The organism is Cupriavidus sp. C3SS-1 (genome assembly GCF_057073755.1).
The window spans coordinates 2,236,082-2,259,410 of the sequence record NZ_CP172699.1; the positions used below are offsets into that span (position 1 = coordinate 2,236,082).

At 64.6% G+C, this 23,329-nt stretch carries 22 protein-coding genes; 7 read left to right on the forward strand and 15 right to left on the reverse strand.

Translation table 11 applies throughout. The features are described from left to right. Positions 1–7: 7 nt before the first annotated feature. The 14 genes from ACIGJC_RS10395 to ACIGJC_RS10460 form a co-directional block, all read right to left on the reverse strand. Complete coding sequence (locus ACIGJC_RS10395) at positions 8–139, reverse strand: entericidin A/B family lipoprotein (protein ID WP_483708695.1); 132 nt, start codon at positions 137–139, stop codon at positions 8–10. A 7-nt stretch (positions 140–146) separates the two neighbouring features. Continuing rightward, entirely contained in the window at positions 147–1,556 is a 1,410-nt protein-coding gene (gene leuC, locus ACIGJC_RS10400; RefSeq protein WP_483708696.1) for a 3-isopropylmalate dehydratase large subunit, read from the reverse strand. Positions 1,557–1,875: 319 nt separating this feature from the next. Further along, positions 1,876–2,577: an ABC transporter ATP-binding protein gene (locus ACIGJC_RS10405; RefSeq protein ID WP_483708697.1), complete on the reverse strand. Its 702-nt coding sequence runs from the start codon at positions 2,575–2,577 to the stop codon at positions 1,876–1,878. Then, on the reverse strand, positions 2,577–3,350 hold the full coding sequence (livG, locus tag ACIGJC_RS10410) for a high-affinity branched-chain amino acid ABC transporter ATP-binding protein LivG (protein ID WP_483708698.1): 774 nt from the start codon (positions 3,348–3,350) through the stop codon (positions 2,577–2,579). The genes ACIGJC_RS10405 and livG overlap by 1 nt, the downstream gene beginning before the upstream one ends. Then, positions 3,347–4,600: a high-affinity branched-chain amino acid ABC transporter permease LivM gene (locus tag ACIGJC_RS10415; protein ID WP_483708699.1), complete on the reverse strand. Its 1,254-nt coding sequence runs from the start codon at positions 4,598–4,600 to the stop codon at positions 3,347–3,349. Before ACIGJC_RS10415 ends, livG begins: the two co-directional genes overlap by 4 nt. Positions 4,601–4,613: 13 nt before the next feature. Continuing rightward, positions 4,614–5,540, reverse strand: a complete 927-nt coding sequence (gene livH / locus ACIGJC_RS10420) for a high-affinity branched-chain amino acid ABC transporter permease LivH (protein WP_483708700.1) — start codon at positions 5,538–5,540, stop codon at positions 4,614–4,616. A 90-nt stretch (positions 5,541–5,630) separates the two neighbouring features. Next, complete coding sequence (locus ACIGJC_RS10425) at positions 5,631–6,746, reverse strand: branched-chain amino acid ABC transporter substrate-binding protein (protein WP_483708701.1); 1,116 nt, start codon at positions 6,744–6,746, stop codon at positions 5,631–5,633. A 520-nt stretch (positions 6,747–7,266) separates the two neighbouring features. Next, positions 7,267–8,568, reverse strand: coding sequence for a citrate synthase (gene gltA, locus ACIGJC_RS10430; RefSeq protein WP_483708702.1), 1,302 nt, complete (start codon positions 8,566–8,568; stop codon positions 7,267–7,269). A 44-nt stretch (positions 8,569–8,612) separates the two neighbouring features. Then, on the reverse strand, positions 8,613–8,900 hold the full coding sequence (locus tag ACIGJC_RS10435) for an FAD assembly factor SdhE (protein ID WP_483708703.1): 288 nt from the start codon (positions 8,898–8,900) through the stop codon (positions 8,613–8,615). 92 nt (positions 8,901–8,992) lie between these two features. Further along, positions 8,993–9,694, reverse strand: a complete 702-nt coding sequence (locus ACIGJC_RS10440) for a succinate dehydrogenase iron-sulfur subunit (protein WP_211948961.1) — start codon at positions 9,692–9,694, stop codon at positions 8,993–8,995. Between the two features lie 34 nt (positions 9,695–9,728). Further along, a complete protein-coding gene (gene sdhA / locus ACIGJC_RS10445) occupies positions 9,729–11,507 on the reverse strand; it encodes a succinate dehydrogenase flavoprotein subunit (RefSeq protein WP_483708704.1) in 1,779 nt (592 codons plus the stop codon). 3 nt (positions 11,508–11,510) lie between these two features. Continuing rightward, positions 11,511–11,876, reverse strand: coding sequence for a succinate dehydrogenase, hydrophobic membrane anchor protein (gene sdhD, locus ACIGJC_RS10450; RefSeq protein ID WP_483708705.1), 366 nt, complete (start codon positions 11,874–11,876; stop codon positions 11,511–11,513). Between the two features lie 11 nt (positions 11,877–11,887). After that, positions 11,888–12,298 (reverse strand): succinate dehydrogenase, cytochrome b556 subunit, encoded by a 411-nt coding sequence (gene sdhC, locus ACIGJC_RS10455; protein WP_483708706.1) that lies wholly within the window; start codon positions 12,296–12,298, stop codon positions 11,888–11,890. Between the two features lie 276 nt (positions 12,299–12,574). Next, on the reverse strand, positions 12,575–13,441 hold the full coding sequence (locus tag ACIGJC_RS10460) for a GntR family transcriptional regulator (RefSeq protein ID WP_483708707.1): 867 nt from the start codon (positions 13,439–13,441) through the stop codon (positions 12,575–12,577). A gap of 380 nt (positions 13,442–13,821) precedes the next feature. Between ACIGJC_RS10460 and ACIGJC_RS10465 the strand changes: the two genes are divergently transcribed. The 7 genes from ACIGJC_RS10465 (at position 13,822) to ACIGJC_RS10495 (ending at position 22,517) form a co-directional block, all read left to right on the forward strand. Then, positions 13,822–14,805 carry a malate dehydrogenase gene (locus tag ACIGJC_RS10465; RefSeq protein WP_483708708.1) on the forward strand — a complete coding sequence of 328 codons (984 nt, stop codon included), beginning with the start codon at positions 13,822–13,824 and terminating at the stop codon, positions 14,803–14,805. Positions 14,806–14,931: 126 nt separating this feature from the next. Further along, positions 14,932–15,912 carry an HpcH/HpaI aldolase/citrate lyase family protein gene (locus tag ACIGJC_RS10470; RefSeq protein WP_483711516.1) on the forward strand — a complete coding sequence of 327 codons (981 nt, stop codon included), beginning with the start codon at positions 14,932–14,934 and terminating at the stop codon, positions 15,910–15,912. Positions 15,913–15,968: 56 nt separating this feature from the next. Beyond that, positions 15,969–17,150, forward strand: a complete 1,182-nt coding sequence (gene prpC / locus ACIGJC_RS10475) for a bifunctional 2-methylcitrate synthase/citrate synthase (RefSeq protein WP_483708709.1) — start codon at positions 15,969–15,971, stop codon at positions 17,148–17,150. 194 nt (positions 17,151–17,344) lie between these two features. Continuing rightward, positions 17,345–17,890, forward strand: a complete 546-nt coding sequence (locus ACIGJC_RS10480) for a hypothetical protein (RefSeq protein WP_483708710.1) — start codon at positions 17,345–17,347, stop codon at positions 17,888–17,890. A gap of 246 nt (positions 17,891–18,136) precedes the next feature. Continuing rightward, positions 18,137–20,848: an aconitate hydratase AcnA gene (gene acnA / locus ACIGJC_RS10485; RefSeq protein ID WP_483708711.1), complete on the forward strand. Its 2,712-nt coding sequence runs from the start codon at positions 18,137–18,139 to the stop codon at positions 20,846–20,848. 223 nt (positions 20,849–21,071) lie between these two features. Continuing rightward, positions 21,072–21,212 (forward strand): hypothetical protein, encoded by a 141-nt coding sequence (locus tag ACIGJC_RS10490; RefSeq protein ID WP_483708712.1) that lies wholly within the window; start codon positions 21,072–21,074, stop codon positions 21,210–21,212. Between the two features lie 102 nt (positions 21,213–21,314). Beyond that, complete coding sequence (locus tag ACIGJC_RS10495; protein ID WP_483708713.1) at positions 21,315–22,517, forward strand: DUF2863 family protein; 1,203 nt, start codon at positions 21,315–21,317, stop codon at positions 22,515–22,517. 60 nt (positions 22,518–22,577) lie between these two features. On the opposite strand, the gene trmB is transcribed toward ACIGJC_RS10495, so the two are convergent. Further along, positions 22,578–23,255, reverse strand: coding sequence for a tRNA (guanine(46)-N(7))-methyltransferase TrmB (gene trmB / locus ACIGJC_RS10500; protein WP_483708714.1), 678 nt, complete (start codon positions 23,253–23,255; stop codon positions 22,578–22,580). Between the last annotated feature and the right edge of the window lie 74 nt (positions 23,256–23,329).

Genomic DNA, 23,329 nt, shown 5'->3' on the forward strand with positions numbered 1-23,329 from the left:
TCTTTCCTTACTTCTTGGCCGCGCGCTCAAGCGAGCTGCCGGCGGCCTGCGTGTCCTTGCCCAGGCCGGCCATGGTATTGCAGCCGGCCAGCTGCAGCATGCCCAGGCATGCCAGCACTGCGATCAGGATCCGTTTCATCGCGTCCTCAACCCAGCTTGCGGATATCGACGAAATGGCCTTCGATGGCGGCGGCAGCCGCCATCGCAGGGCTCACCAGGTGCGTACGTCCACCCGCGCCCTGGCGGCCTTCGAAGTTGCGGTTCGACGTGGATGCGCAGCGCTCGCCCGGATCGAGTCGGTCGGCATTCATGGCGAGGCACATCGAGCAGCCGGGCTCGCGCCATTCGAAGCCCGCGGCCTTGAACACCTTGTCCAGCCCTTCGCGCTCGGCCTGCTCCTTGACCAGGCCCGAACCGGGCACCACCATCGCCAGCTTGACGTTGGACGCCACCTTGCGGCCCAGCTTCTGCACGACCCACGCGGCGGCGCGCATGTCTTCGATGCGGCTGTTGGTGCAGGAGCCGATGAACACCTTGTCAACGTTGATGCTCTCGATCGGCACGTTGGGTTGGAGGTTCATGTACTCGAGCGCGCGCTCCATGGCGTTGCGCTTGGTCGGGTCCTTTTCCTTCTCGGGGTCCGGCACGCGGTCTTCGATGCTGACCACCATCTCGGGCGAAGTGCCCCAGGTCACCTGCGGGCGGATTTCTTCGGCACGCAGCTCGACCACCTGGTCGAACTTGGCGCCGGCGTCCGAGTGCAGCGTACGCCAGTAGCCCACGGCCTGCTCCCACTCCACGCCTTGCGGGGCGTACGGGCGGCCCTTCACGTATTCGAGCGTGACGTTGTCCACCGCCACCAGGCCCGCGCGCGCACCGGCTTCGATGGCCATGTTGCAGACCGTCATGCGGCCTTCCATGGTCAGGTCGCGGATCGCCGAGCCGGCGAACTCGATGGTGTAGCCCGTGCCGCCGGCCGTGCCGATCTTGCCGATGATCGCCAGCACGATATCCTTGGCGGTGCAGCCGCGCGGCAGCTTGCCTTCCACGCTGACCAGCATGTTCTTGGCCTTCTTGCCCAGCAGCGTCTGGGTGGCCAGCACGTGCTCGACTTCCGACGTGCCGATACCGTGCGCGAGCGCGCCGAAGGCGCCGTGCGTGGACGTATGCGAATCGCCGCACACCACCGTCATGCCCGGCAGCGTCGCGCCCTGCTCCGGCCCGATCACGTGCACGATGCCCTGGCGATGATCGTTCATCTTGAACTGGGTAATGCCGAAGCTGTCGCAATTGGCGTCCAGCGTATCGACCTGCAGCTTCGACACCGGATCGGCGATGCCCTGGGTGCGATCGGTCGTCGGCACGTTGTGGTCCGACACCGCCAGGTTGGCGCTGATGCGCCATACCGGGCGCTCCGCCATCTTCAGGCCTTCGAACGCCTGCGGGCTCGTGACTTCATGCAGCAGGTGGCGGTCGATGTAGAGCAGCGTGGTGCCGTCTTCCTCGACGTGGACGGTGTGGTCATCCCAGAGTTTGTCGTAGAGCGTCTTGGCCATGATGCAGGGGGCGGCCAGCGTCCAGTTCCGGTGGAAATGGCGCGGTGCCGCGTAGTGGTTTGCAGGGATCTTTTCTTGTCCGCCCGCCTCGTTGCCGGAGGGCAGGACACCGTGACGACAACCGCGATAATGACGCCGGAAGCCGCCCGAAGCGAGCGCTTTTGCGATGCTTGACTTCTCAAGCGATTATGCCACGGGACCAGCGCCAGCCGGCCCCGGCACAGCGTTGCGCTGCGCCGCGATTGGCGAAAGGGGGCCTTCGCGGATGGCGAAAGCACTTTTGCCCCCTCGCTCCCGCATGGGAACGAGGGGAGCAGGATCAGCCGCCCAGGTAGGCCGCCTTGATCCGGTCGTTGGCCAGCAGGTTGGCGCCGGTATCGGCCAGCACGACCTTGCCGGTTTCCAGCACGTAGCCGCGGTCGGCCACCTGCAGCGCCTTGTTGGCATTCTGCTCGACCAGGAACACCGTGACGCCCTCCTGCCGGATGGTGCGGATGATGTCGAAGATCTGCGCGATGACCAGCGGCGCCAGGCCAAGCGTGGGCTCGTCCAGCAACAGCAGGCGCGGCCGGCTCATCAGCGCGCGGCCGATCGCCAGCATCTGCTGCTCGCCGCCCGACATGGTGCCGGCACGCTGGCCCGAGCGCTGGTTCAGCCGCGGGAACAGCTTGAACACATGCTCGATGCCCGCCTCGATTTCATCGCGCTTGGCGAAGAACGCCCCCATCTTCAGGTTTTCGAGCACCGTCAGGCTCGGAAACACGCGCCGCCCTTCGGGCGAGATGGCCATGCCCATGCGCATGATTTCGTGCGTGGAGCGGCCGGTGATCTCCTGCCCCTCGAACAGCACGCGGCCGCTCGAGGCGCGCGGCGAGCCGCACACGGTCATCATCAGCGTCGTCTTGCCGGCGCCATTGCTGCCGATCAGGGTGACGATCTCCCCCTTGTTGACTTCGATCGATACGCCCGACAGCGCCTCCACGGCGCCGTAGTGGGTATGGACCTGTTCCAGCTTCAGCATCAGTCCTCTCCCAGGTAGGCCTTGATCACGCGCGGGTCGTTGCGCACTTCGTCGGGCTTGCCGATCACGATCGGCTTGCCGTGCTCCATCACCAGGATGCGGTCCGACACGCCCATCACCAGGCTCATGTCGTGCTCGATCAGCAGCACGGCGATGCCAAACTCCTTGCGCAGCTGGTCGATGAGCTGCGACAGCTCGATCTTCTCCTGCGGGTTCAGGCCCGCGGCGGGCTCGTCGAGCATCAGCAGGCGCGGCTTGGTGATCATGCAGCGCGCGATCTCCAGCCGGCGCTGGTGGCCGTATGACAGCGTGCCGGCCTCGCGGTTGGCGACCTTGGTCAGGCCCATGCGCTCCAGCCAGTCAGCGGCACGCTGCAGCGCCTCGCGCTCGGCGCGGCGGTAGGCCGGCGTGGCGAACAGCCCGCGCAGGAGGCCGGCCTGCACCTGGAGGTGCTGCGCGACGAGAAGGTTCTCCACCACCGTCAGGTTCTTGAACAGGCGGATGTTCTGGAACGTGCGCACCAGGCCGTGGCGCGCCACCATATGGCTCGGCAGGCCGGCGATGGCGTGGCCGTCCATGGTGACCTCGCCCGCCGTCGGCTTGTAGAAGCCGCCGACGCAGTTGAACACCGTGGTCTTGCCGGCGCCGTTCGGGCCGATGATCGCGAAGACCTCGTCGCGCTTCACGTCGAATTCGATTCCATCCACCGCCAGCAGGCCGCCGAAGCGCATCTGCAGGCCGGAGACCTTCAGCAATTCTGCATTGGCACTCATCGCGGCAACTCCACGTGCGGACGGCTCGCGGGCAGCAGGCCCTGCGGACGCCACATCATCATCAGGACCATCACCAGGCCGAAAATCAGCATCCGGTACTCGGCAAAGCCGCGCGCCACTTCGGGCAGCACGGTCAGCAGGATCGCCGCCAGGATCACGCCCAGCTGCGAGCCCATGCCGCCCAGCACCACCACGGCCAGCACCAGCGCCGATTCGATGAAAGTGAACGATTCCGGGTTGACCAGCCCCTGGCGCGCCGCAAAGAACGCGCCGCCGATGCCGGCAAAGGCCGCGCCCAGCGTGAACGCCGACAGCTTGATGCGGGTCGGGTTGAGGCCCAGCGAACGGCACGCGATCTCGTCTTCGCGCAGCGCTTCCCAGGCACGGCCCATCGGCATGCGGATCAGGCGACTGGTGACGAACAGCGTAAAGCCCACCAGCAGCAGCGCGATCAGGTACAGGAAGATCACCATGTGCTCGCCCTGGTAGTCCAGGCCGATCAGCTCGTGGAACGTGCGTGCGCCCTCCACGCTGGCGCTGCGCGCCATCTCGAAGCCGAACACGGTCGGTTTCGGAATGCCGGAGATGCCGTCCGGGCCGCCGGTGTACTCGGTCAGGTTGCGCGCGAGCAGGCGGGTGATCTCGCCAAAGCCCAGCGTCACGATAGCCAGGTAGTCGCCGCGCAGGCGCAGCACCGGGAACCCGAGCAGGAAACCGAAGGTGGCCGACATCCCCGCCGCGATCGGCAGGCATTCCCAGAAGCTGAGCCCGAAGTACTGGTTCAGCATCGCGTAGGTGTAGCCACCGACGGCGTAGAAGCCCACGTAGCCCAGGTCCAGCAGGCCGGCAAAGCCGACCACGATGTTCAGGCCCAGCCCCAGGATCACGTAGATCAGCGCCAGCGTGGCCACGTCCACCGCGCCGCGCGAGCCGAAGAACGGCCACACCAGGCCGACGGCCAGCAGCACCCACACCGCTGCGCGCTGCTGCCCCACGCCGAGCTGCGGCATGGCCGGCAGGCGCACGGCATTGCCCGCGCGCGTCAGCAGCGGCTTGAACAGCTGGAACAGGAAGACCGCCGCCACGGCGATCCACACCGGCCGCCAGTGCGGCTCCAGCACGACCTTGTAGCCTTCCAGCTTGAGCTGCAGGCCAAGGACGGGAATGGTCAGGATGGCCGTCATCACGGCGGCCATCACCGCATTCTTCAGGGATTGCCCGGCGGGCATTGCAGAAGTCCGGTTTGTCATGTCGCGTTCCCCCTCAGACCTTTTCCACGTCCGGCTTGCCGAGCAGGCCGGTCGGGCGGAACAGCAGCACCAGCACCAGCAGGCTGAATGCCACCACGTCCTTGTATTCGGCCGGCATGTAGCCGGAGGCGAAAGTCTCGGCCAGCCCCAGCAGCACGCCGCCAAGCATCGCGCCCGGGATGCTGCCGATGCCGCCGAGCACCGCGGCCGTGAACGCCTTGATGCCGGCGATAAAGCCGATAAACGGATTGAGCTTGCCGATGGTCAGCCCGATCAGCACGCCGCCGACCGCGGCCAGCATCGCGCCGAGCACGAACGTGAACGAGATCACGCGGTTGGTGTCGATGCCGAGCAGGTTGGCCATGCGCATGTCTTCGGCGCAGGCGCGGCAGGCGCGGCCCATGCGCGAATGCCCGATGAAGAGGGTCAGCGCGATCATCAGCACCAGCGTCACGCCGACGATCAGCAGGCGCGAGTACGGTACGGTGACGACGAAGTCGCCGCCCATCTGGAACTCGATGGCGCCCGAGATCAGGATCGGCACGGACACGTCGCGTGCGCCCTGCCCGATCTGCACATAGTTCTGCAGGAAGATCGACATGCCGATGGCCGAGATCAGCGGCACCAGCCGCGGCCCGCCGCGCAAGGGGCGATACGCCACGCGCTCGACCGCGAAGCCATAGCAGCCGGTGACCAGGACGGATACCAGCAGCGCGGCACCCAGCACGAGCGGCAAGGGATAACCGGCCTGCACGCCGATAGCGGTCAGTGTGACCAGGCCCACGTAGGCGCCGATCATGTAGATCTCGCCGTGGGCAAAGTTGATCATGCCGATGATGCCGTAGACCATCGTGTAGCCGATGGCGATCAGCGCATAGATCGCACCCAGCGTCAGGCCGTTGACCAGCTGCTGGGTGAACTGTGGAAGAAATTCGTTCATGGGGGAAGCCTCAGGAAATCGAAGCCCGATAGCGGAACATCCCGCCGCCCCTTGTGGGGGCGCGGGATGCCGGCGAAGGAAATGCCCGGATTAGTTGGCGGCGGTCTTGCTGGCGTCCTTGTGCCAGGTGTAGACCACGAACTTGAAGGACTTCAGGTCGCCCTTGTCGTCGTACTCGACCTTGCCGATCGGGGTCTGGAAGGCGTTCTTGTGCATGTACGCCGCGACCTTGGCCGGATCGGTGCTCTTGGCGCCGGCGATGGCGTCGCCAACGATCTTGACGGCGGCGTAGGCCGGCATCTGGAACGGACCGTTGGCGTCACGCTTCTTGTCGGCGAAAGCCTTCACCAGGCCGGCATTGGCCGGATCGGCCGAGAAGTCGGCCGGCAGCGTCACCAGCATGCCTTCGGAGGCCGGACCGGCAATCGCGGTCACGTCCTTGTTGCCCACGCCTTCGGGACCCATGAAGGTGGCCTTCACGCCCTGCTCGCGCGCCTGGCGCATCAGCAGGCCCATTTCCGGGTGGTAGCCGCCGAAGTACACGAAGTCCACGCCTTGCGACTTCAGCTTGGTGATGACGGCCGAGTAGTCCGAATCGCCGGCGTTGATGCCTTCAAACACGACCACGGGGATCTTGGCGGCGTCCAGGTCCTTCTTCACCGAAGTGGCGATGCCCTGGCCGTACGACTGCTTGTCGTGCAGTACCGCGACCTTCTTCGGCTTGACCTTGGTGATGATGTACTGGGCGGCAGCCGGACCCTGCTGGTCGTCGCGGCCGATGGTGCGGAAGATGAACTTGCGCTTCTTGGCCTCGGTCAGCTGCGGCGCGGTGGCCGACGGCGTGACCATCACGATGCCTTCGTTCTCGTAGATGTCCGAAGCCGGAATGGTCGAACCCGAGCAGACGTGGCCGATCACGTACTTGATGCCCTGGCTGACAATCTTGTTGGCCACGGCCACGGCCTGTTTCGGCTCGCAGGCGTCGTCCATCAGCACCGCTTCGAACTTGTTGCCGCCGGCGCCGCCAGCTGCGTTGATCTGTTCGATGGCGGTCAGCGCACCGGCCTTGACCATGTCGCCATACTGGGCAACCGAACCGCTCATCGGGCCGGCAATGGCGATCTTCACGGTTTCGGCGTTGGCGGCAGCGCCAAGGGTAGCCAGCACGGCGGCCAGCGAAATGGACGTAAGGCGGGAAAGCGTCATCGGGTGCTCCTCGATTGGTTTTGTGGTCATACGGGCAGAGACAGCATGACCTGCGCAATCGAACTACACACCGCGGACGACAGGGGAAACCAGGTCCGAGACGCGGCAGACGGGTCCGGCAAGAAGACAGCAGATGCGGGGCCCGGCATGTGTCAGCCCCCGGAAGGATCAGGGGAGCATGGTTCGGAAAGACAACGTTTGATGCGTTCTCTATTGCGCAAGCGCTGTCGCCTGCCCCGCTTGCCGCACGGCGTGCCGGAGGGTAGCCCGGCTGCCATCGGCAGAGCAGCCCGCATTATAGGGTCAAATTCCCCGCCGGAAGCGAAAATCGCACAACAAATGCGGAACCTAGTTGACAGATTGCGACACAATTCTCCACAAATTGCGCTTCTGACCACTTGGCGTGCAATTTCCTGCTCTCACGTCATCGCACAAGGCGCTGGAGCCAGAAAGACGAACGCCCCGGCGGGCCGGGGCGTTTGCGATTTGCTGCATTGCGCAGCAGCAGGCAGTGGAAGGCTTAGCGCTTGTCCACGTCCGGCACGTTGCGCGTGGCGGCGCCGTTGAACAGCTGGCGCGGACGGCCGATCTTGTATTCCGGATCGGTGATCATTTCTTCCCACTGCGAGATCCAGCCCGGGGTACGAGCCAGCGCGAAGATGCAGGTGAACAGCGACGTCGGGATGCCCAGCGCGCGCTGGACGATGCCCGAGTAGAAGTCGACGTTCGGGTACAGCTTGCGGCTGACGAAGTACTCGTCTTCCAGCGCGATCTTTTCCAGCTCCATGGCGAGCTTGAACAGCGGGTCGTTGTGCAGGCCCAGTTCGTTCAGCACTTCATGGCAGGTTTCGCGCATCAGCTTGGCGCGCGGATCGTAGTTCTTGTACACGCGGTGGCCAAAGCCCATCAGGCGCACGCCCGAGTTCTTGTCCTTGACCTGCTTGATGAACTCGCCGATGTTGTCGACGCTGCCGATTTCTTCCAGCATCTTCAGTGCGGCTTCGTTGGCGCCGCCGTGGGCCGGACCCCACAGGCAGGCCACGCCGGCGGCGATGGCGGCAAACGGGTTCGTACCCGACGAGCCAGCCAGGCGCACGGTCGAGGTCGAAGCATTCTGCTCGTGGTCGGCGTGCAGGATGAAGATGCGGTCCAGCGCGCGCTCGAGCACCGGGTTCACGGTGTACGGGGCGCACGGCGTGCCGAACAGCATGCGCAGGAAGTTGCCCGAGTAGGACAGGTCATTCTGCGGATAGATGTACGGCTGGCCGATGTTGTACTTGTACGCCATGGCGACCATGGTCGGCATCTTGGCGATCAGGCGGATGGCCGAGATCTCGCGCTGGTGCGGATCGTCGATGTCCATCGCGTCGTGGTAGAACGCGCTCATGGCACCCACCAGGCCCGTCAGCACGGCCATCGGGTGGGCATCGCGGCGGAAACCGCGCATGAAGAACTGCAGCTGCTCGTGAACCATGGTGTGGTTCATGACGTGGCCAACGAATTCTTCCTTCTGCTTGGCGTTGGGCAGCTCGCCCTTCAGCAGCAGGTAGCAGGTTTCGAGGTGGTCGCACTTCTGCGCCAGCTGCTCGATCGGGTAGCCGCGGTACAGCAGCTCGCCCTTGTCGCCGTCGATGTAGGTGATCTTCGAATTACACGAAGCCGTCGACATGAAACCGGGGTCGTAGGTGAACTTGCCGGTCTGGCCGTACAGCTTGCGAATGTCGATCACGTCCGGGCCCACGGTGCCCTGGTAAATCGGCAGCTCAACGCTGGGGGAACCATCGGAGAACGATAGCGTGGCTTTCACATCGGACGGCGTCATGTCGGATCCTTCAAATGCTGTGAATAATAGTATTGACCAAAAACTCAGACCGAACGCAGCAGGCCAATAATGCGCTGCATCGGGGGCGTGTCGAGTTCACCGTCGAGCTCCTTGCGGGCAAGGAGCAGGTCCATCAACTCGTTGTCGCTGAGCTCGAACAGCGTGCTCAGCGAAGCCACATCCTCGTCGGACAGGCTCTCCTCGTAACGGTTGAAAAATCGCTCGACGATGATGTCGTTCTCCAGAAGGCCGCGGCGCGCACGCCAGCGCAGACGCGCGCGTTTGTGTGGATCGGCCTGGTGGGAGAAGATGGTGGCGGGACTCTCGGTCATGGCATCCTGCTTTCCGGCGCGCCTGCCTGATATTGCCGCTCAGGCCGACGCGCCGCTTACAACAACTGCTTTCTACTGCGAACTCCGCCGGATCAGACCGCGCGGCGGACCATCAGCTCTTTGATCTTGCCGATGGCCTTGGTCGGGTTCAGACCCTTCGGGCACACGTCGACGCAGTTCATGATGCTGTGGCAGCGGAACAGGCGGTACGGGTCGTTCAGGTTGTCCAGACGCTCGCCGGTGGCCTGGTCGCGGCTATCCGCGATGAAGCGGTAAGCCTGCAGCAGGCCGGCCGGGCCGACGAACTTGTCCGGATTCCACCAGAACGACGGGCACGACGTCGAGCAGCTCGCGCACAGAATGCACTCGTACAGGCCGTCCAGCTCGTCGCGCTGCTCCGGCGACTGCAGGCGCTCTTTCTCGGGCGGCGGCTCGTCGTTGATCAGGAACGGCTTGATCGAGTTGTACTGCTTGAAGAACTGCGTCATGTCGACGATCAGGTCGCGCACGACCGGCAGGCCAGGCAGCGGACGCAGCACGATGCGGTCAGGCAGCTCGCGCATATTGGTCAGGCACGCCAGGCCGTTCTTGCCGTTGATGTTCATCGCGTCCGAACCGCACACGCCTTCACGGCACGAGCGGCGGAACGAGATGGTCTCGTCCAGCTTCTTCAGCTTGACCAGCGCGTCCAGCAGCATGCGCTCGTGACCATCGAGCTCGACCTCGTAGGTCTGCATGCGAGGTGCCGCGTCCTTGTCCGGATCGTAGCGGTAGACTTCGAAAATACGCTTCATTTCTGTGGGTCCTGTTTTCTCTACGATGCGGTGCTCAGAAGGTACGGGCCTTCGGCGGAACGCTTTCCACCGTCAGCGGCTTCATCTTCACCGGCTTGTAGTCGAGGCGGTTGCCTTCGCTGTAGAACAGCGTGTGCTTGAGCCAGTTCTGGTCGTCGCGGTTCGGGAAGTCGCTGTGTGCGTGTGCACCGCGCGACTCCTTGCGGGCAGCCGCCGAGATCATGGTGGCCTTGGCCACTTCCACCAGGTTGGCCACTTCCAGGGCTTCCACCAGTGCGGTGTTGAAGACCTTGGACTTGTCCTTGAGGTGGATGTTGTTGGCGCGCTCCGACACTTCCAGGATGCGCTCCACGCCTTCGTCCATCAGCTTCTGCGTACGGAACACGCCGGCATGCGACTGCATGTTCTTGCGGATGTCGTTGGCGACGTCCTGCGTGTACTCGCCCGACGACGTGCCCTGCAGCTTGGCCAGGCGCGACATCGCGAGGTCGGCGGCGTCGGCCGGCAGCGGCTTGTGTTCCTTCTGCTTCAGGTTCTGCGCGATGATGTGGTTGCCAGCCGCACGGCCGAACACCACGAGGTCGAGCAGCGAGTTGGTGCCCAGGCGGTTGGCGCCGTGCACCGACACGCACGAGCATTCGCCGATCGCGTAGAAACCGTTGAGCACTTCGTTCGGGTTGCCGTTCTTCGGCACCACGACCTGGCCATGGTAGTTCGTCGGAATGCCGCCCATCTGGTAGTGGATGGTCGGGACGACGGGGATCGGTTCCTTGATCGCGTCGACGTTGGCGAACTTCATGCCGATCTCGCGGATCGACGGCAGGCGCTTCATGATGGTCTCGGCACCGACGTGGGTCAGGTCGAGCAGCACGTAGTCGCCGTTCGGGCCACAGCCGCGGCCTTCCTTGATTTCCTGGTCCATCGAGCGCGACACGAAGTCGCGCGGCGCCAGATCCTTCAGCGTCGGGGCATAGCGCTCCATGAAGCGCTCGCCGTCCTTGTTGCGCAGGATACCGCCTTCGCCGCGCACGCCTTCGGTGATCAGCACGCCCGCGCCGGCCACGCCGGTCGGGTGGAACTGCCAGAACTCCATGTCTTCCAGGGGCACGCCTGCGCGCGCCGCCATGCCCAGGCCGTCACCGGTGTTGATGAAGGCGTTGGTGGAAGCCGCGTAGATACGTCCGGCACCGCCGGTCGCAAACAGCGTGGTCTTGGCTTCGAGGATGTAGACCTCGCCGGTTTCCATTTCCAGCGCGGTCACGCCCAGCACGTCGCCGTCCTGGTCGCGGATCAGGTCCAGCGCCATCCACTCGACGAAGAAGTGGGTCTTGGCGCGCACGTTGCGCTGGTACAGCGTGTGCAGCAGTGCGTGGCCGGTACGGTCCGCCGCGGCGCAGGCGCGCTGCACAGGCTTCTCGCCGTAGTTGGCGGTGTGGCCGCCGAACGGACGCTGGTAGATCGTGCCGTCCGCATTGCGGTCGAACGGCATGCCGAAGTGCTCGAGCTCGTACACGACCTTCGGGGCTTCACGGCACATGAACTCGATGGCGTCCTGGTCGCCCAGCCAGTCGGAGCCCTTGATGGTGTCGTAGAAGTGATAGTGCCAGTTGTCCTCGCTCATGTTGCCCAGCGAAGCACCGATGCCGCCCTGCGCCGCCACGGTGTGCGAACGGGTCGGGAACACCTTGGACAGCACGGCGACGTTCAGGCCGGCTTCCGCGAGCTGGAGGGATGCGCGCATCCCGGCGCCGCCAGCACCGACGATGACCACGTCAAAGCGGCGACGCGGCAATCCAGTCTTGACTGCGACCATTTATTACACCCTCCAGAGAATCTGAGCAGCGTAGCCCGCACAACCGACGAGCCACAGAATCGTAAGAACTTGCAGCACGAGGCGCAGCGCCATCGGCTTCACATAGTCCATCCAGATGTCGCGCACGCCGAACCAGGCGTGATACAGCAGCGACAGGATGGTCAGGAACGTGATGATCTTCATCCATTGATTGGAGAAGAGCCCTGCCCACGCTTCGTACGAAGCGCCGTTCGACAGCAGGAAGGCAATAGCCAGGACGATGGTGAAGACCACCATGATCACGGCCGTGACGCGTTGCGCGAGCCAGTCTTTCAGGCCGTAGTGCGCACCGACGACAAGACGCTTGGGACCGATATTATTGTTTGCCACCTTGATTCTCCTCAGAACAGGCCGAACAGCTTCAGGCCGAAAATCAGGGTAAGCAGCAGGCTGACAACCAGCACGCCGATGGCAGACTTGGCCGAAGCGGGCTTGGAGACGCCAACGTGCACGTCCAGCAGCAGGAAGCGGATACCAGCGCAGAAGTGATGCAGATAACCCCAGATCAGGGCCAGCACAACCAGCTTGACGAAGCCACCGGACAACAGCGCCGAGAACTTTGCGAAGCTCAGTTCGGAGGTAATGCTCTGCTCAAACAGGTACAGAACAAAGGGAAGAAGGAGGAACATCAAGGCACCGCTCACGCGATGCAGGATGGATACCTTGCCGGCCCAGGGCAACCGGTATTTCGCGATCTGCGAGACACCGATATTCCGGAACTCCGGCCTGGCTTGTTTGACGGCTTCAGCCATGCGAGACCCCAATTTGCGGTAAACAAAAAACGAAACTGCCATTGCCCTGCATGCAAAAGAATGCATTGGGGCAAATCCATGAGATTTTAGCGCCTTTGTTGCGCGCCGCACCAATAATTTTCAGCTATCAGGCCCGGACAGGCGGCGCCCGACAATCGCACACAGCAATGCGGGAAGTGCAAAAACCACCCGCGCCCCGCAATAGCCGCAACCATCATGACGAATATCGCAATAATCATGGCGCCCGGCCCGCCGGCAGCCGCGATATTCCGATATTCAACTCAGGTCATTCTGGTAATAGTGGCGCGTGGTCACGTACAGCCCGCGCCTCACCTCGACCGGACGGTCGCCGTAGGTATACGACACGCGCTCGACCGACAGCAGCGGCGACCCGACCGGGACAGACAGCAAGGTAGCCGCCGTCTCGTCGGCGGCTACCGCACGGATTTTCTCGGAGGCCCGAATCATGCGGGTACCGAACTCGGCCTCGAACAATGCGTACATGGGGCCCTTCCACTCGGTCAGCTTCTCTGCCGTGAGCCCCTTGAAGTTGGCGCCGAGCAGCCAGATCTCGTCCAGCACGGTCGACTCGCCCGAAAATGTCAGCACACGGCGAATCTGCACGACGCTGTCGCCGGTACGGATATCGAGCAGCCGGGCAATCTCCGCGGGCGCGCGCAGCCGCTTGCACTCGAGCACCTGGCTGGCGCCATAATGCGGCTCCCCTTCGTCCGGCACCAGCCGCAGGAAGCGGAACTTGACCACGTCTTCGTGGTGGGTGGTGACGAAGGTACCCTTGCCCTGCCGGCGCGCCACCAGGTTGTCGGCGGCGAGCTCGTCGATGGCCTTGCGCACGGTGCCCTGGCTGACCTTGTAGCGCGATGCCAGCTCCATTTCGCTGGGAATCATCTCGCCCGGCTTCCACTCGCCCGATTGCAGGCTGCGCGTGATCAGGGCCTTGATCTGCTGGTAGAGCGGACTGAATGTAGGCGACGGCACGGCGTGGGCCGCGGCAAGCGCGGCCGGCGGGTGGGAGGGCGATGGTGACGACTGCGCCCCGGCGCCGGAACTGGAATTGGCGGCGCCAGAATCCTGCGCTCCGGGTGCGGAGGCGCCGGTCAGGGACGTAGGCAGGGAGGACATAGGGGGGATTTCACCACAAAAGGGCAAAGCCCGTCCAGCCCGACGTTAAATGTCTTATGTCTTATATAAGACATATGAATTGACATCGCGGATGGCCGGGCCTACACTCGCGCTGGTCCACGCCGGCGGCACGCGTGACAGAAACAAGACAACCGTCCGATCTGGCTAACGCGCCCCGCTTCGCAGTAGACTTACGCTTCGTTGCCTTACCATGACCCGTTGTGGCTCTCCCTCACCGGCTCCGCCCCGTGGCCCTGCCACCTGGTTCCGGCGGACGGCTGCTCCCCGCTATGGCGACAACCAGCACCTGGTGACGTGCCTCCCCCTACGCGGCGCGCCACCCACCGGTTTCCCCCATCTTTTCGTTTGGAGATTTACTCATGGCTAAAGCCCCAATGCGCGTCGCAGTGACCGGCGCCGCTGGCCAGATCGGCTACTCCCTGCTGTTCCGCATCGCCAATGGCGACATGCTGGGCAAAGACCAGCCGGTCATCCTCCAACTGCTCGACCTGCCCCAGGCCCAGGCGGCCGTCAAGGGCGTGGTGATGGAACTGGAAGACTGCGCCTTCCCGCTGCTGGCTGGCGTGGTGATCACCGATGATCCGAAGGTCGCCTTCAAGGACGCCGACGTCGCCCTGCTGGTGGGCGCCCGTCCCCGCAGCAAGGGCATGGAGCGCAAGGACCTGCTCGAAGCCAACGCCCAGATCTTCACGGTGCAGGGCAAGGCACTGGACGAAGTCGCCAGCCGCAATGTCAAGGTGCTGGTGGTCGGCAACCCGGCCAACACCAATGCCTACATCGCCATGAAGTCGGCCCCGAGCCTGCCGCGCGAGAACTTCACCGCCATGCTGCGCCTGGACCACAACCGTGCCCTGTCGCAAATCGCCGCCAAGACCGGCAAGCCGGTGGCATCGATCGAGAAGATGTTCGTGTGGGGCAACCACAGCCCGACCATGTACGCCGACTACCGCTACGCAACCGTCGACGGCAAGAGCGTCAAGGACATGATCAACGACCCGGTGTGGAACAACGACGTGTTCCTGCCGACCGTCGGCAAGCGCGGCGCCGCCATCATCGAAGCCCGTGGCCTGTCGTCGGCCGCTTCGGCTGCCAATGCCGCCATCGACCACGTGCATGACTGGGTGCTGGGCACCAACGGCAAGGTCGTCACCATGGGCATCCCGTCGAACGGCGAATACGGCATCCCGGCCGACACCATGTTCGGCTACCCCGTGACCTGCGCCAACGGCAAGTACGAAATCGTCAAGGGCCTGGAGATCGACGACTACAGCCGTGAAAAGATCAACATCACCCTGAACGAACTGGAAGAAGAAAAGGCCGGCGTGCAGCACCTGCTCGGCTGATCTTCGGATCCATTCCGCCAGGGAAACCGGAGCACCGCAACGATTCAAGAATCGGCGCGGGCTCCGGTTTTTTGTTGGGCCGCGACCTTTCCCGGCGGCCCCAGATCATTTTTGACCAGAATCCAAGTGCACCCTTCCGAGGTCTTGTTCCAGGGCGAAGCCATCCCCACCCAGTTGCCGGTGTGCGATCACTACGCGGGCAGCGAAAGGCTGATGCTCAAATCGCTGGCCCTGCAGCAAGAGCTTGGTCCCGTCTTCGATATCACCTTTGACTGCGAAGACGGTGCCGCCGTGGGGCTGGAGCGCGAGCACGCCGAACTGTGCGCCGGGCTCGTGAACAGCCCGCTCAATCGGCACAATCGCGTGGGTGTGCGCATCCATGATCCTGCCCATTCAAGCTGGAAGCAGGATGTCGATGTGCTCGTGCGTGCCGCCGGCGCACGGCTGGCGTATGTGGTCGTGCCCAAGGTGACCGACGTTGTCGAAGTGGCGCGCGTGACCGACCACGTCAACCAGGCCGCACGCACGGCAGGCATTGCGCGTCACATTCCGATCCATGTACTGATCGAAACGCACGCCGCGCTCGAACAGGCTTTCGAAATCGCCTCGCTGGTGCAGGTCGAATGCCTGAGCTTCGGCCTGATGGACTTCGTGTCGGCCCACCACGGCGCCATTCCCGGCGATGCCATGCGTTCACCCCAGCAGTTCGAGCACCCGCTGATCCGCCGTGCCATGCTGGAGATTTCGGCCGCCTGCCATCGATACGGCAAGGTCCCTTCGCACAATGTCAGCACCGACGTGCAGGCCCCGCAGCGCGCGGGCGATGACGCGCTGCGCGCGCGCTCCGAGTTCGGCTACCTGCGCAAGTGGAGCATCCATCCGGGCCAGATCGAGCCGATCGTCGCCGCGTTCCGGCCTGGCATCGAGGAAATCGGCGCCGCCAGCCAGATCCTGCTGGCCGCCCACGAGAACAACTGGGCCCCGATCCGGCACGACGGGCAGTTGCACGACCGCGCCAGCTACCGCTACTACTGGTCGCTGCTGCAGCGCGCCCACGCCACGGGCACGCCACTGCCGGACAACGTGGCCGAGCTGTTCTTCGACTAGGCCGGGGCCCGCGTCCGCACAACATCCGGCAAATACCAAAATTCAAGGAGAACAGGATGTCCGCAACCAAGAACGAGGCGCGCGCTGAAGCCCCGCAGCCGACGGGGCCGAAGCCCAAGAAGTCCGTTGCCCTGTCGGGCGTGACCGCCGGTAACACCGCCCTGTGCACCGTTGGCCGTACCGGCAACGACCTGCACTACCGCGGCTATGACATCCTGGACGTGGCCGATGCCTGCGAGTTCGAGGAAATCGCCCACCTGCTGGTCCACGGCAAGCTGCCGAACAAGGCCGAACTGGCCGCGTACAAGACCAGGCTGAAGTCGCTGCGCGGCCTGCCCGCCAACGTCAAGGCCGCGCTGGAATGCGTGCCGGCCTCGGCCCACCCGATGGACGTGATGCGCACCGGCGTGTCGGTGCTGGGCACCGTGCTGCCGGAGAAGGACGACCACAACACCCCGGGCGCGCGCGACATCGCCGACCAGCTGATGGCCAGCCTGGGCTCGATGCTGCTGTACTGGTACCACTTCAGCCACAACGGCCGCCGCATCGAAGTCGAAACCGACGATGACTCCATCGGCGCCCACTTCCTGCACCTGCTGCACGGCAAGAAGCCGTCGGCCCAGTGGGAACGCGCGATGCACACCTCGATGATCCTGTACGCGGAGCACGAGTTCAACGCATCGACCTTCACCGGCCGCGTCATCGCCGGCACGGGCTCGGACATGTATTCGGCCATCTGCGGCGCGATCGGCGCGCTGCGCGGCCCCAAGCACGGCGGCGCCAATGAAGTGGCCTTCGAGATCCAGAAACGCTACGACAACGCCGACGAAGCCGAGGCGGATATCCGCCGCCGCGTGGAGAACAAGGAAGTCGTGATCGGCTTCGGCCATCCGGTGTACACCATTGCCGACCCGCGCAACCAGGTCATCAAGGCCACCGCGCGCGAACTGTCGAAGGAAGCCGGCTCGATGAAGATGTTCGACATCGCCGAGCGCCTGGAAACGGTGATGTGGGATATCAAGAAGATGTTCCCGAACCTGGACTGGTTCAGCGCCGTGAGCTATCACATGATGGGCGTGCCGACCGCGATGTTCACGCCGCTGTTCGTGATCGCGCGTACGTCGGGCTGGGCTGCGCACATCATCGAGCAGCGCATCGACAACAAGATCATCCGCCCGAGCGCCAACTACACTGGCCCCGAAAATCTGAAGTTCGTCCCGATCGCGAAACGGAAGTAAAGCGCGGAAGTAAAGCGCATGTGAGGCTCGCGTCCGCCACATTCCCCCGACTTGCGCCCGATTATGTAACGAAAGGGCAGGCTACTTGCCCTGTTCCGCAAATCGTAGAGAATATCGGCGGAATCTTGCCCACGCCCGGGAATCCTCCCAGGCGTGCCAGACCATAAAGACACAGACCCCGAAAGGTTATTTCTATGAAAAAGCTCGTCCTCGCAGCGTGCCTCGGCGCGTTCACCCTCGGCACCGCCGGCACCGTGATGGCCCAGGAACCGGCCCACAAGACCACCAAGAAGGCGCCGGCCAAGAAGAGCAGCAAGGCCGCCCCGGCTGCAGCGGCCGCCGTGACGCCGACCGGCGAAAAATGGCAGTGCGAACTGGGCAACGCCTTGTACATCTCGGGCAACATGCTGCGCGATGAAGTCCTGACCGTGAACTGGCAGGGCCGCGAATACAAGCTGCCGCGCCAGTCCACCGTGACCGGTGCCGACCGCTACTTCGACGCCCGTAGCGGCCTGGACCTGGTGGTGATCCCGAGCAAGGCCATGCTGTTCAACAAGAACCTCGGCCAGCGCCTGGCCGATGAATGCCAGAACGCCGAGATGCAGGCCGGCGGTGCCGCGCCGACCCAGGCTGGTGGCCTGCGCGCGCCGGTGACCTCGCCGCTGCTGGCCGCGCCGCCGCAGCAACAACAACAGCAACTGCCCGACGCGACCCAGCAGTCGGCTGTGCCGAAGCAGTAAATCCGGCGGTTCCCGGGCCGGCCCTCTCAGGGCCGGGCCATCGGGCGCCATGCCGGCTCGGGATGGTTGCCGGCATGGCAGTCATTGCGCGAACGCAGCGTTCGCCGGCACGCGCTGGCGGGCGGCGTGCGCGGCGGTTAGAGTATCAGTCGCAACGACATCGGACCGCGGTGAACGCCATGACAGCGCCGCCGGGGTCAGGTCCGACTCAACGCCACCGCAACATTCCTCGACTGGAGTATGGCAATGCCCCACAACCTCAATAAGACGCAGACCCTACAAGAATTCAAGATCGGCTCTTCAGGCAAGGGCCAGTTTTATTCCCTGCCCCGGCTGGGCGAGGAACTGAACGTGGCGATCGAACGCCTGCCCGTGTCGATTCGCGTGGTGCTCGAGTCCGTGCTGCGCAACTGCGACGGCAAGAAGGTGACCGAGGAACATGTCCGCCAGCTTGCCGGCTGGCAGCCGAACGCGGACCGTGTCGACGAGATTCCGTTTGTGGTGGCCCGCGTCGTCCTGCAGGATTTCACCGGCGTGCCGTTGCTGGCCGACCTGGCCGCCATGCGCAACGTGGCCGAGAAAATGGGCCGGAATCCCAAGCAGATCGAACCGCTGGTTCCCGTGGACCTGGTGGTCGACCACTCGGTTCAGGTCGACCATTTCCGCGAGAAAAAGGCGCTGGACCTGAACATGCAACTGGAATTCCAGCGCAACAACGAGCGCTACCAGTTCATGAAGTGGGGCATGCAGGCCTTTGACACCTTTGGCGTGGTGCAGCCGGGCTTCGGCATCGTGCACCAGGTCAACCTGGAATACCTGGCACGCGGCGTCCACAAGAAGGACGGCGTGTATTACCCCGACACCCTGGTCGGCACCGACAGCCACACCACCATGATCAACGGCATCGGCGTGGTGGGCTGGGGCGTGGGCGGCATCGAGGCGGAAGCCGGCATGCTCGGCCAGCCGGTGTACTTCCTTACGCCGGATGTGGTGGGCGTGGAGCTGACTGGCCGCCTGCGTGAAGGCGTGACCGCGACCGACCTGGTGCTGACCATCACCGAGATGCTGCGCAAGGAAAAGGTGGTCGGCAAGTTCGTCGAATTCTTCGGCGAAGGCACCGCCAGCCTGGCGCTGCCGGACCGCGCCACCATCGGCAACATGGCGCCCGAGTATGGCGCCACCATGGGCTTCTTCCCGGTGGACGAGAAGACCATCGACTACTTCCAGGGCACCGGCCGCTCGGACGAGGAAATCGCCGCCTTCGAGGGCTATTTCCGTGCGCAGCAGATGTTCGGCATCCCCAAGGCTGGCGATATTGACTACAGCAAGGTGGTCTCGCTGGACCTTGGCACCGTGGCCCCGTCGCTGGCGGGCCCCAAGCGTCCGCAGGACCGCATCGAGATCGGCAACGTCAAGAGCACCTTCAGCTCGCTGTTCAGCAAGCCCGTGGCCGAAAACGGCTTCAACAAGGAGCCGGCCGAGCTGGACCGCACTTACCAGACCGCCGATGGCATCGACGTGAAGAACGGCGACGTGCTGATCGCGGCCATCACCTCCTGCACCAATACTTCGAACCCCAGCGTACTGCTCGGCGCCGGCCTGCTGGCGAAGAAAGCCGTGGAAGCGGGGCTGACGGTGGCGCCGCACATCAAGACCTCGCTGGCCCCCGGAAGCCGCGTGGTCACCGAGTACCTGAAGGCCGCCGGCCTGCTGCCCTACCTGGAAAAACTCGGTTTCGGCGTGACCGCCTACGGCTGCACCACGTGCATCGGCAACGCCGGGGACCTGACGCCCGAACTGAACGAGGCCATCGTCAGCAACGACCTGGTCGCAGCCGCCGTGCTGTCGGGCAACCGCAATTTCGAAGCCCGCATCCACCCGAATATCCGCGCCAACTTCCTGGCGTCGCCGCCGCTGGTGGTGGCCTATGCCATCGCCGGCAACGTGACGCGCGACCTGATGACCGAGCCGGTCGGCAAGGGCAAGGGCGGCAAGGACATCTGGCTCGGCGACATCTGGCCGAGCTCGGACGAAATCCATGCGCTGATGAAGTTTGCGATGGATGCCAAGACCTTCAAGGGCAACTACGAGCAGGTCAAGAAGCCGAGCAAGCTGTGGGGCGCGATCAAGGGCACCAAGGGCCAGGTCTACGACTGGCCGGAGTCGACGTATATCGCCGAACCGCCCTTCTTCGATGACTTCACGCTGGAGCCGTCCGGCGTCAGCCCCAGCGTGCGCGGCGCCCGGGCACTGGGCGTCTTTGGCGATTCCGTGACGACCGACCACATCTCCCCGGCCGGCTCGATCAAGGACACCTCGCCCGCCGGCAAGTACCTGCTGTCGCATGGCGTGCTGAAGGCGGACTTCAACAGCTACGGTTCGCGCCGCGGCAACCATGAGGTGATGATGCGCGGCACCTTCGCCAACGTGCGCATCAAGAACCTGATGATCCCGCCGAAGGCCGACGGTTCGCGCGTGGAAGGCGGCCTGACCATCCACCATCCGACCGGCGACGAGATGTCGATCTACGACGCCGCGATGAAGTACATCGCCGAAGGCACCCCCACGGTGGTATTCGGCGGCGAGGAATACGGCACCGGCTCATCGCGCGACTGGGCGGCCAAGGGCACGCAGCTGCTTGGCGTGAAGGCGGTGATCGCCCGCAGCTTCGAGCGCATCCACCGCTCCAACCTGGTCGGCATGGGCGTGCTGCCGCTGCAGTTCAAGGGCAGCGACAGCGCGCAGACGCTGGGCATCACGGGCAACGAGACCTTCGACATCGAAGGCATCGAGGGCGAACTCAAGCCACAGCAGGACGTGGTGCTCGTGATCAAGCGCGCCAACGGCGACGTGCAGCGCGTACCGGTGCTGCTGCGCATCGACACGCCGATCGAAGTCGACTACTACAACCACGGCGGCATCCTGCCGTTCGTGCTGCGCCAGTTGCTGGCAGCCTGAGCGGCTCGCGTACTGACGACCGCCGCCCGCCCTGCCCGGCCTTGTGCCGGGCGGGGCGGGCGGTTTTCATTGGGGCGCAGGAAATTCGTTCATCACTTTTCGGGCTAGCCGCGTGTAAGTTCCACGCAAGCCAGCGCTGCCACACTGTGCCTCACAAGAATGGCGTTCAACGCCCGGAGGCCAGCCAGCCACAGTCCTCCGATCCACGAATCCAGGAGACACCATGGTCAAGATCATCATTGCGTTCGTCGTCGTCGCCGGCGCCGCCTTCTACCTGCTCAGCAAGGGCGGCGGCGATGTGTCGATGGGCGGTGAGCAGCACGGCACCGAAACCCACGCACCGGCTGCCGCCGAGCAAAAGTAGGACAGACACCCGGACATGGCGCCAGTCCGCTCGGACAGGCGTCATTCCTGTCAGCGCAGCGAGTAGAATACCGTTTTACGAAAAAACGGACGGTTTCTCTATATGGCAGGTTTTCGCCCCAAGGCTTCCCCGCGTCTTTCGCCCGATGCCGAGCGACTGGTGGCCGATGCGCTCGCCCTCGATGCATCGGGCAGCCGCATGGAGGACGCTTACTGGGAACGGCGGCTCTCGCAACGCCTGGGCCGGCTGCTGAAGAATGGCAGCCAGACCGCGCTCGACGCGGCGCTCGAACACCTGTTCAAGCACAACGCGGACGCCTCCGACGTGCTGGCCGAGCAGGCCGAGACGCTGGCCGAATCGGCCACGGTGGAAGCCGATGGCGTGCGCTATGATGCGCTGCTGGTCGCCGCGCCCATCCTGGCCCATACCCGCTACGCCATTCCGTCCGGCTCGCTGAAGCCCGACCTGGCGCAGACGCTGGCCGTGCACCTGCAGGCACACGTGCTGGCCACCGGCACCAAAGTGGCGCTGTCGCCGTACCTGTACAGCATCGACCAGCTGCCGCGCACCCATAGCGACACCTTCGCGCTGACCCACAAGCTGGCCGCCGCCGCACTGAGCGGTACGGTGCCCAAGGTGGACCTGCGCGACCTGCCCGAAACCGCGCCGATCCTGGCCGATCCGCGCTACCTGCTGGCCGTGGTGGTGGCACCGCACGAACAAGGGCTGTTCCGCTGGCAGGAAGATGCCAAGGAACACCACGCCGAGCGCTCGACCTGTCTCGAACAGTGGCGCAGCCAGGTGCAGGCCACCGTGGCCCTGCTGCTGCCGGGCTGCGAGTTCGAACTGCTGCTGCCGGACGCCTTCTTCCTGTCCTGCCGCGAATCCGACAAGAGCATCCGCCCGCTGACCGTGCGCGCGGCCGTGAACTACCTGAGCGGCACGCTGGACGTACCGGCCGGCCAGCTCGCGGCGGTGGTGGCGGCGTTCGGCGAGGAAGTGGTGGAAGAGTACCGCGTCGGCTTCACCATGCGTGGCGAAAAGGACGTGATCTACGGCATCGTCTGGCCAGTCTATGGCCGCGAAGCCGGCGAAGTGGATGCCGACGAGAAGGGCAACCCGCTCGAGCAGATCTGCGAAGAGCTGCGCAATGCCGGCGTCGAGGACATCTTCCGCCACGCCGCGTTGTTCGATCCGGAATACTGCGAAGACTGCGGCACGCCGCTCTATGCGGACCGCAATGGCGAGATCGTTCACGCCGAGTTGCCCGAAGACGCGCCGACGCAGCAGCCCCTGTTCCACTGAAGCAGGGATTTCTCCCGCTTCCACGCAACGGCCCGCACTGCGGGCCGTTGTGCTTTGCGGCTAGCGCTGCGTCACGCAGCGCCACAGGCCATGCCCTGATGCCGCGTACTTGCGCTCGAACGGCGTCATCGCAGGCTCCGGCTGCCAGGCCTCGGTGGCGGACGAGCGGCCGAGCATGCCCAGCGCCGCCGCGAACTCGTCGATGTAGATCTTCCAGTTGCTGCGGCATTCCAGGTAATCGCCACAGGCTGCCAGCGCGGGAAACACGGCGTGCCCCTGCCAGCGCCGTCCGAGATGCCCGATCTTCGGCCATGGATTCGGATAGAGCACATAGTGCCGCGCCACCGGCACGCGGGCTTCCTGCAACATGCGCCACACATCGACGAGGTCGGCGCGCGCCCAGCAGAAATTGCCGGGCATGGGCGCGTCGCCCCACCAGTCCTTGCCGGCACCGAGGCGCTTCTCCGACTGATCCACGCCGATCACGAAATGGTCCGGGAATGCCGTGGCCAGGCGCAGCGTGCTTTCGCCCACGCCGCAGCCCGCGTCGAGGATCAGCGGTACGTCGCCGGCCTGCCGCCACTGCGCCAACGCCTGGTCGAGCGCGCGTCGGCTGACATCGCCGATCGGCTTGCGAAACGGCTCGGCAAGATGGCGTGTCACGCGTGCCGCGAGGTGTTCGTGTATGTCGGACTGTGCCGAGACAATGTTGGGAGAATTGGCAAACATGGCCGCCATTTTAACGGCGCCGGGCACCCGCGCCTGACTGGAAAGCCTGCATGGATGTCGTTTTGCCGGCACAATGCGGGCAA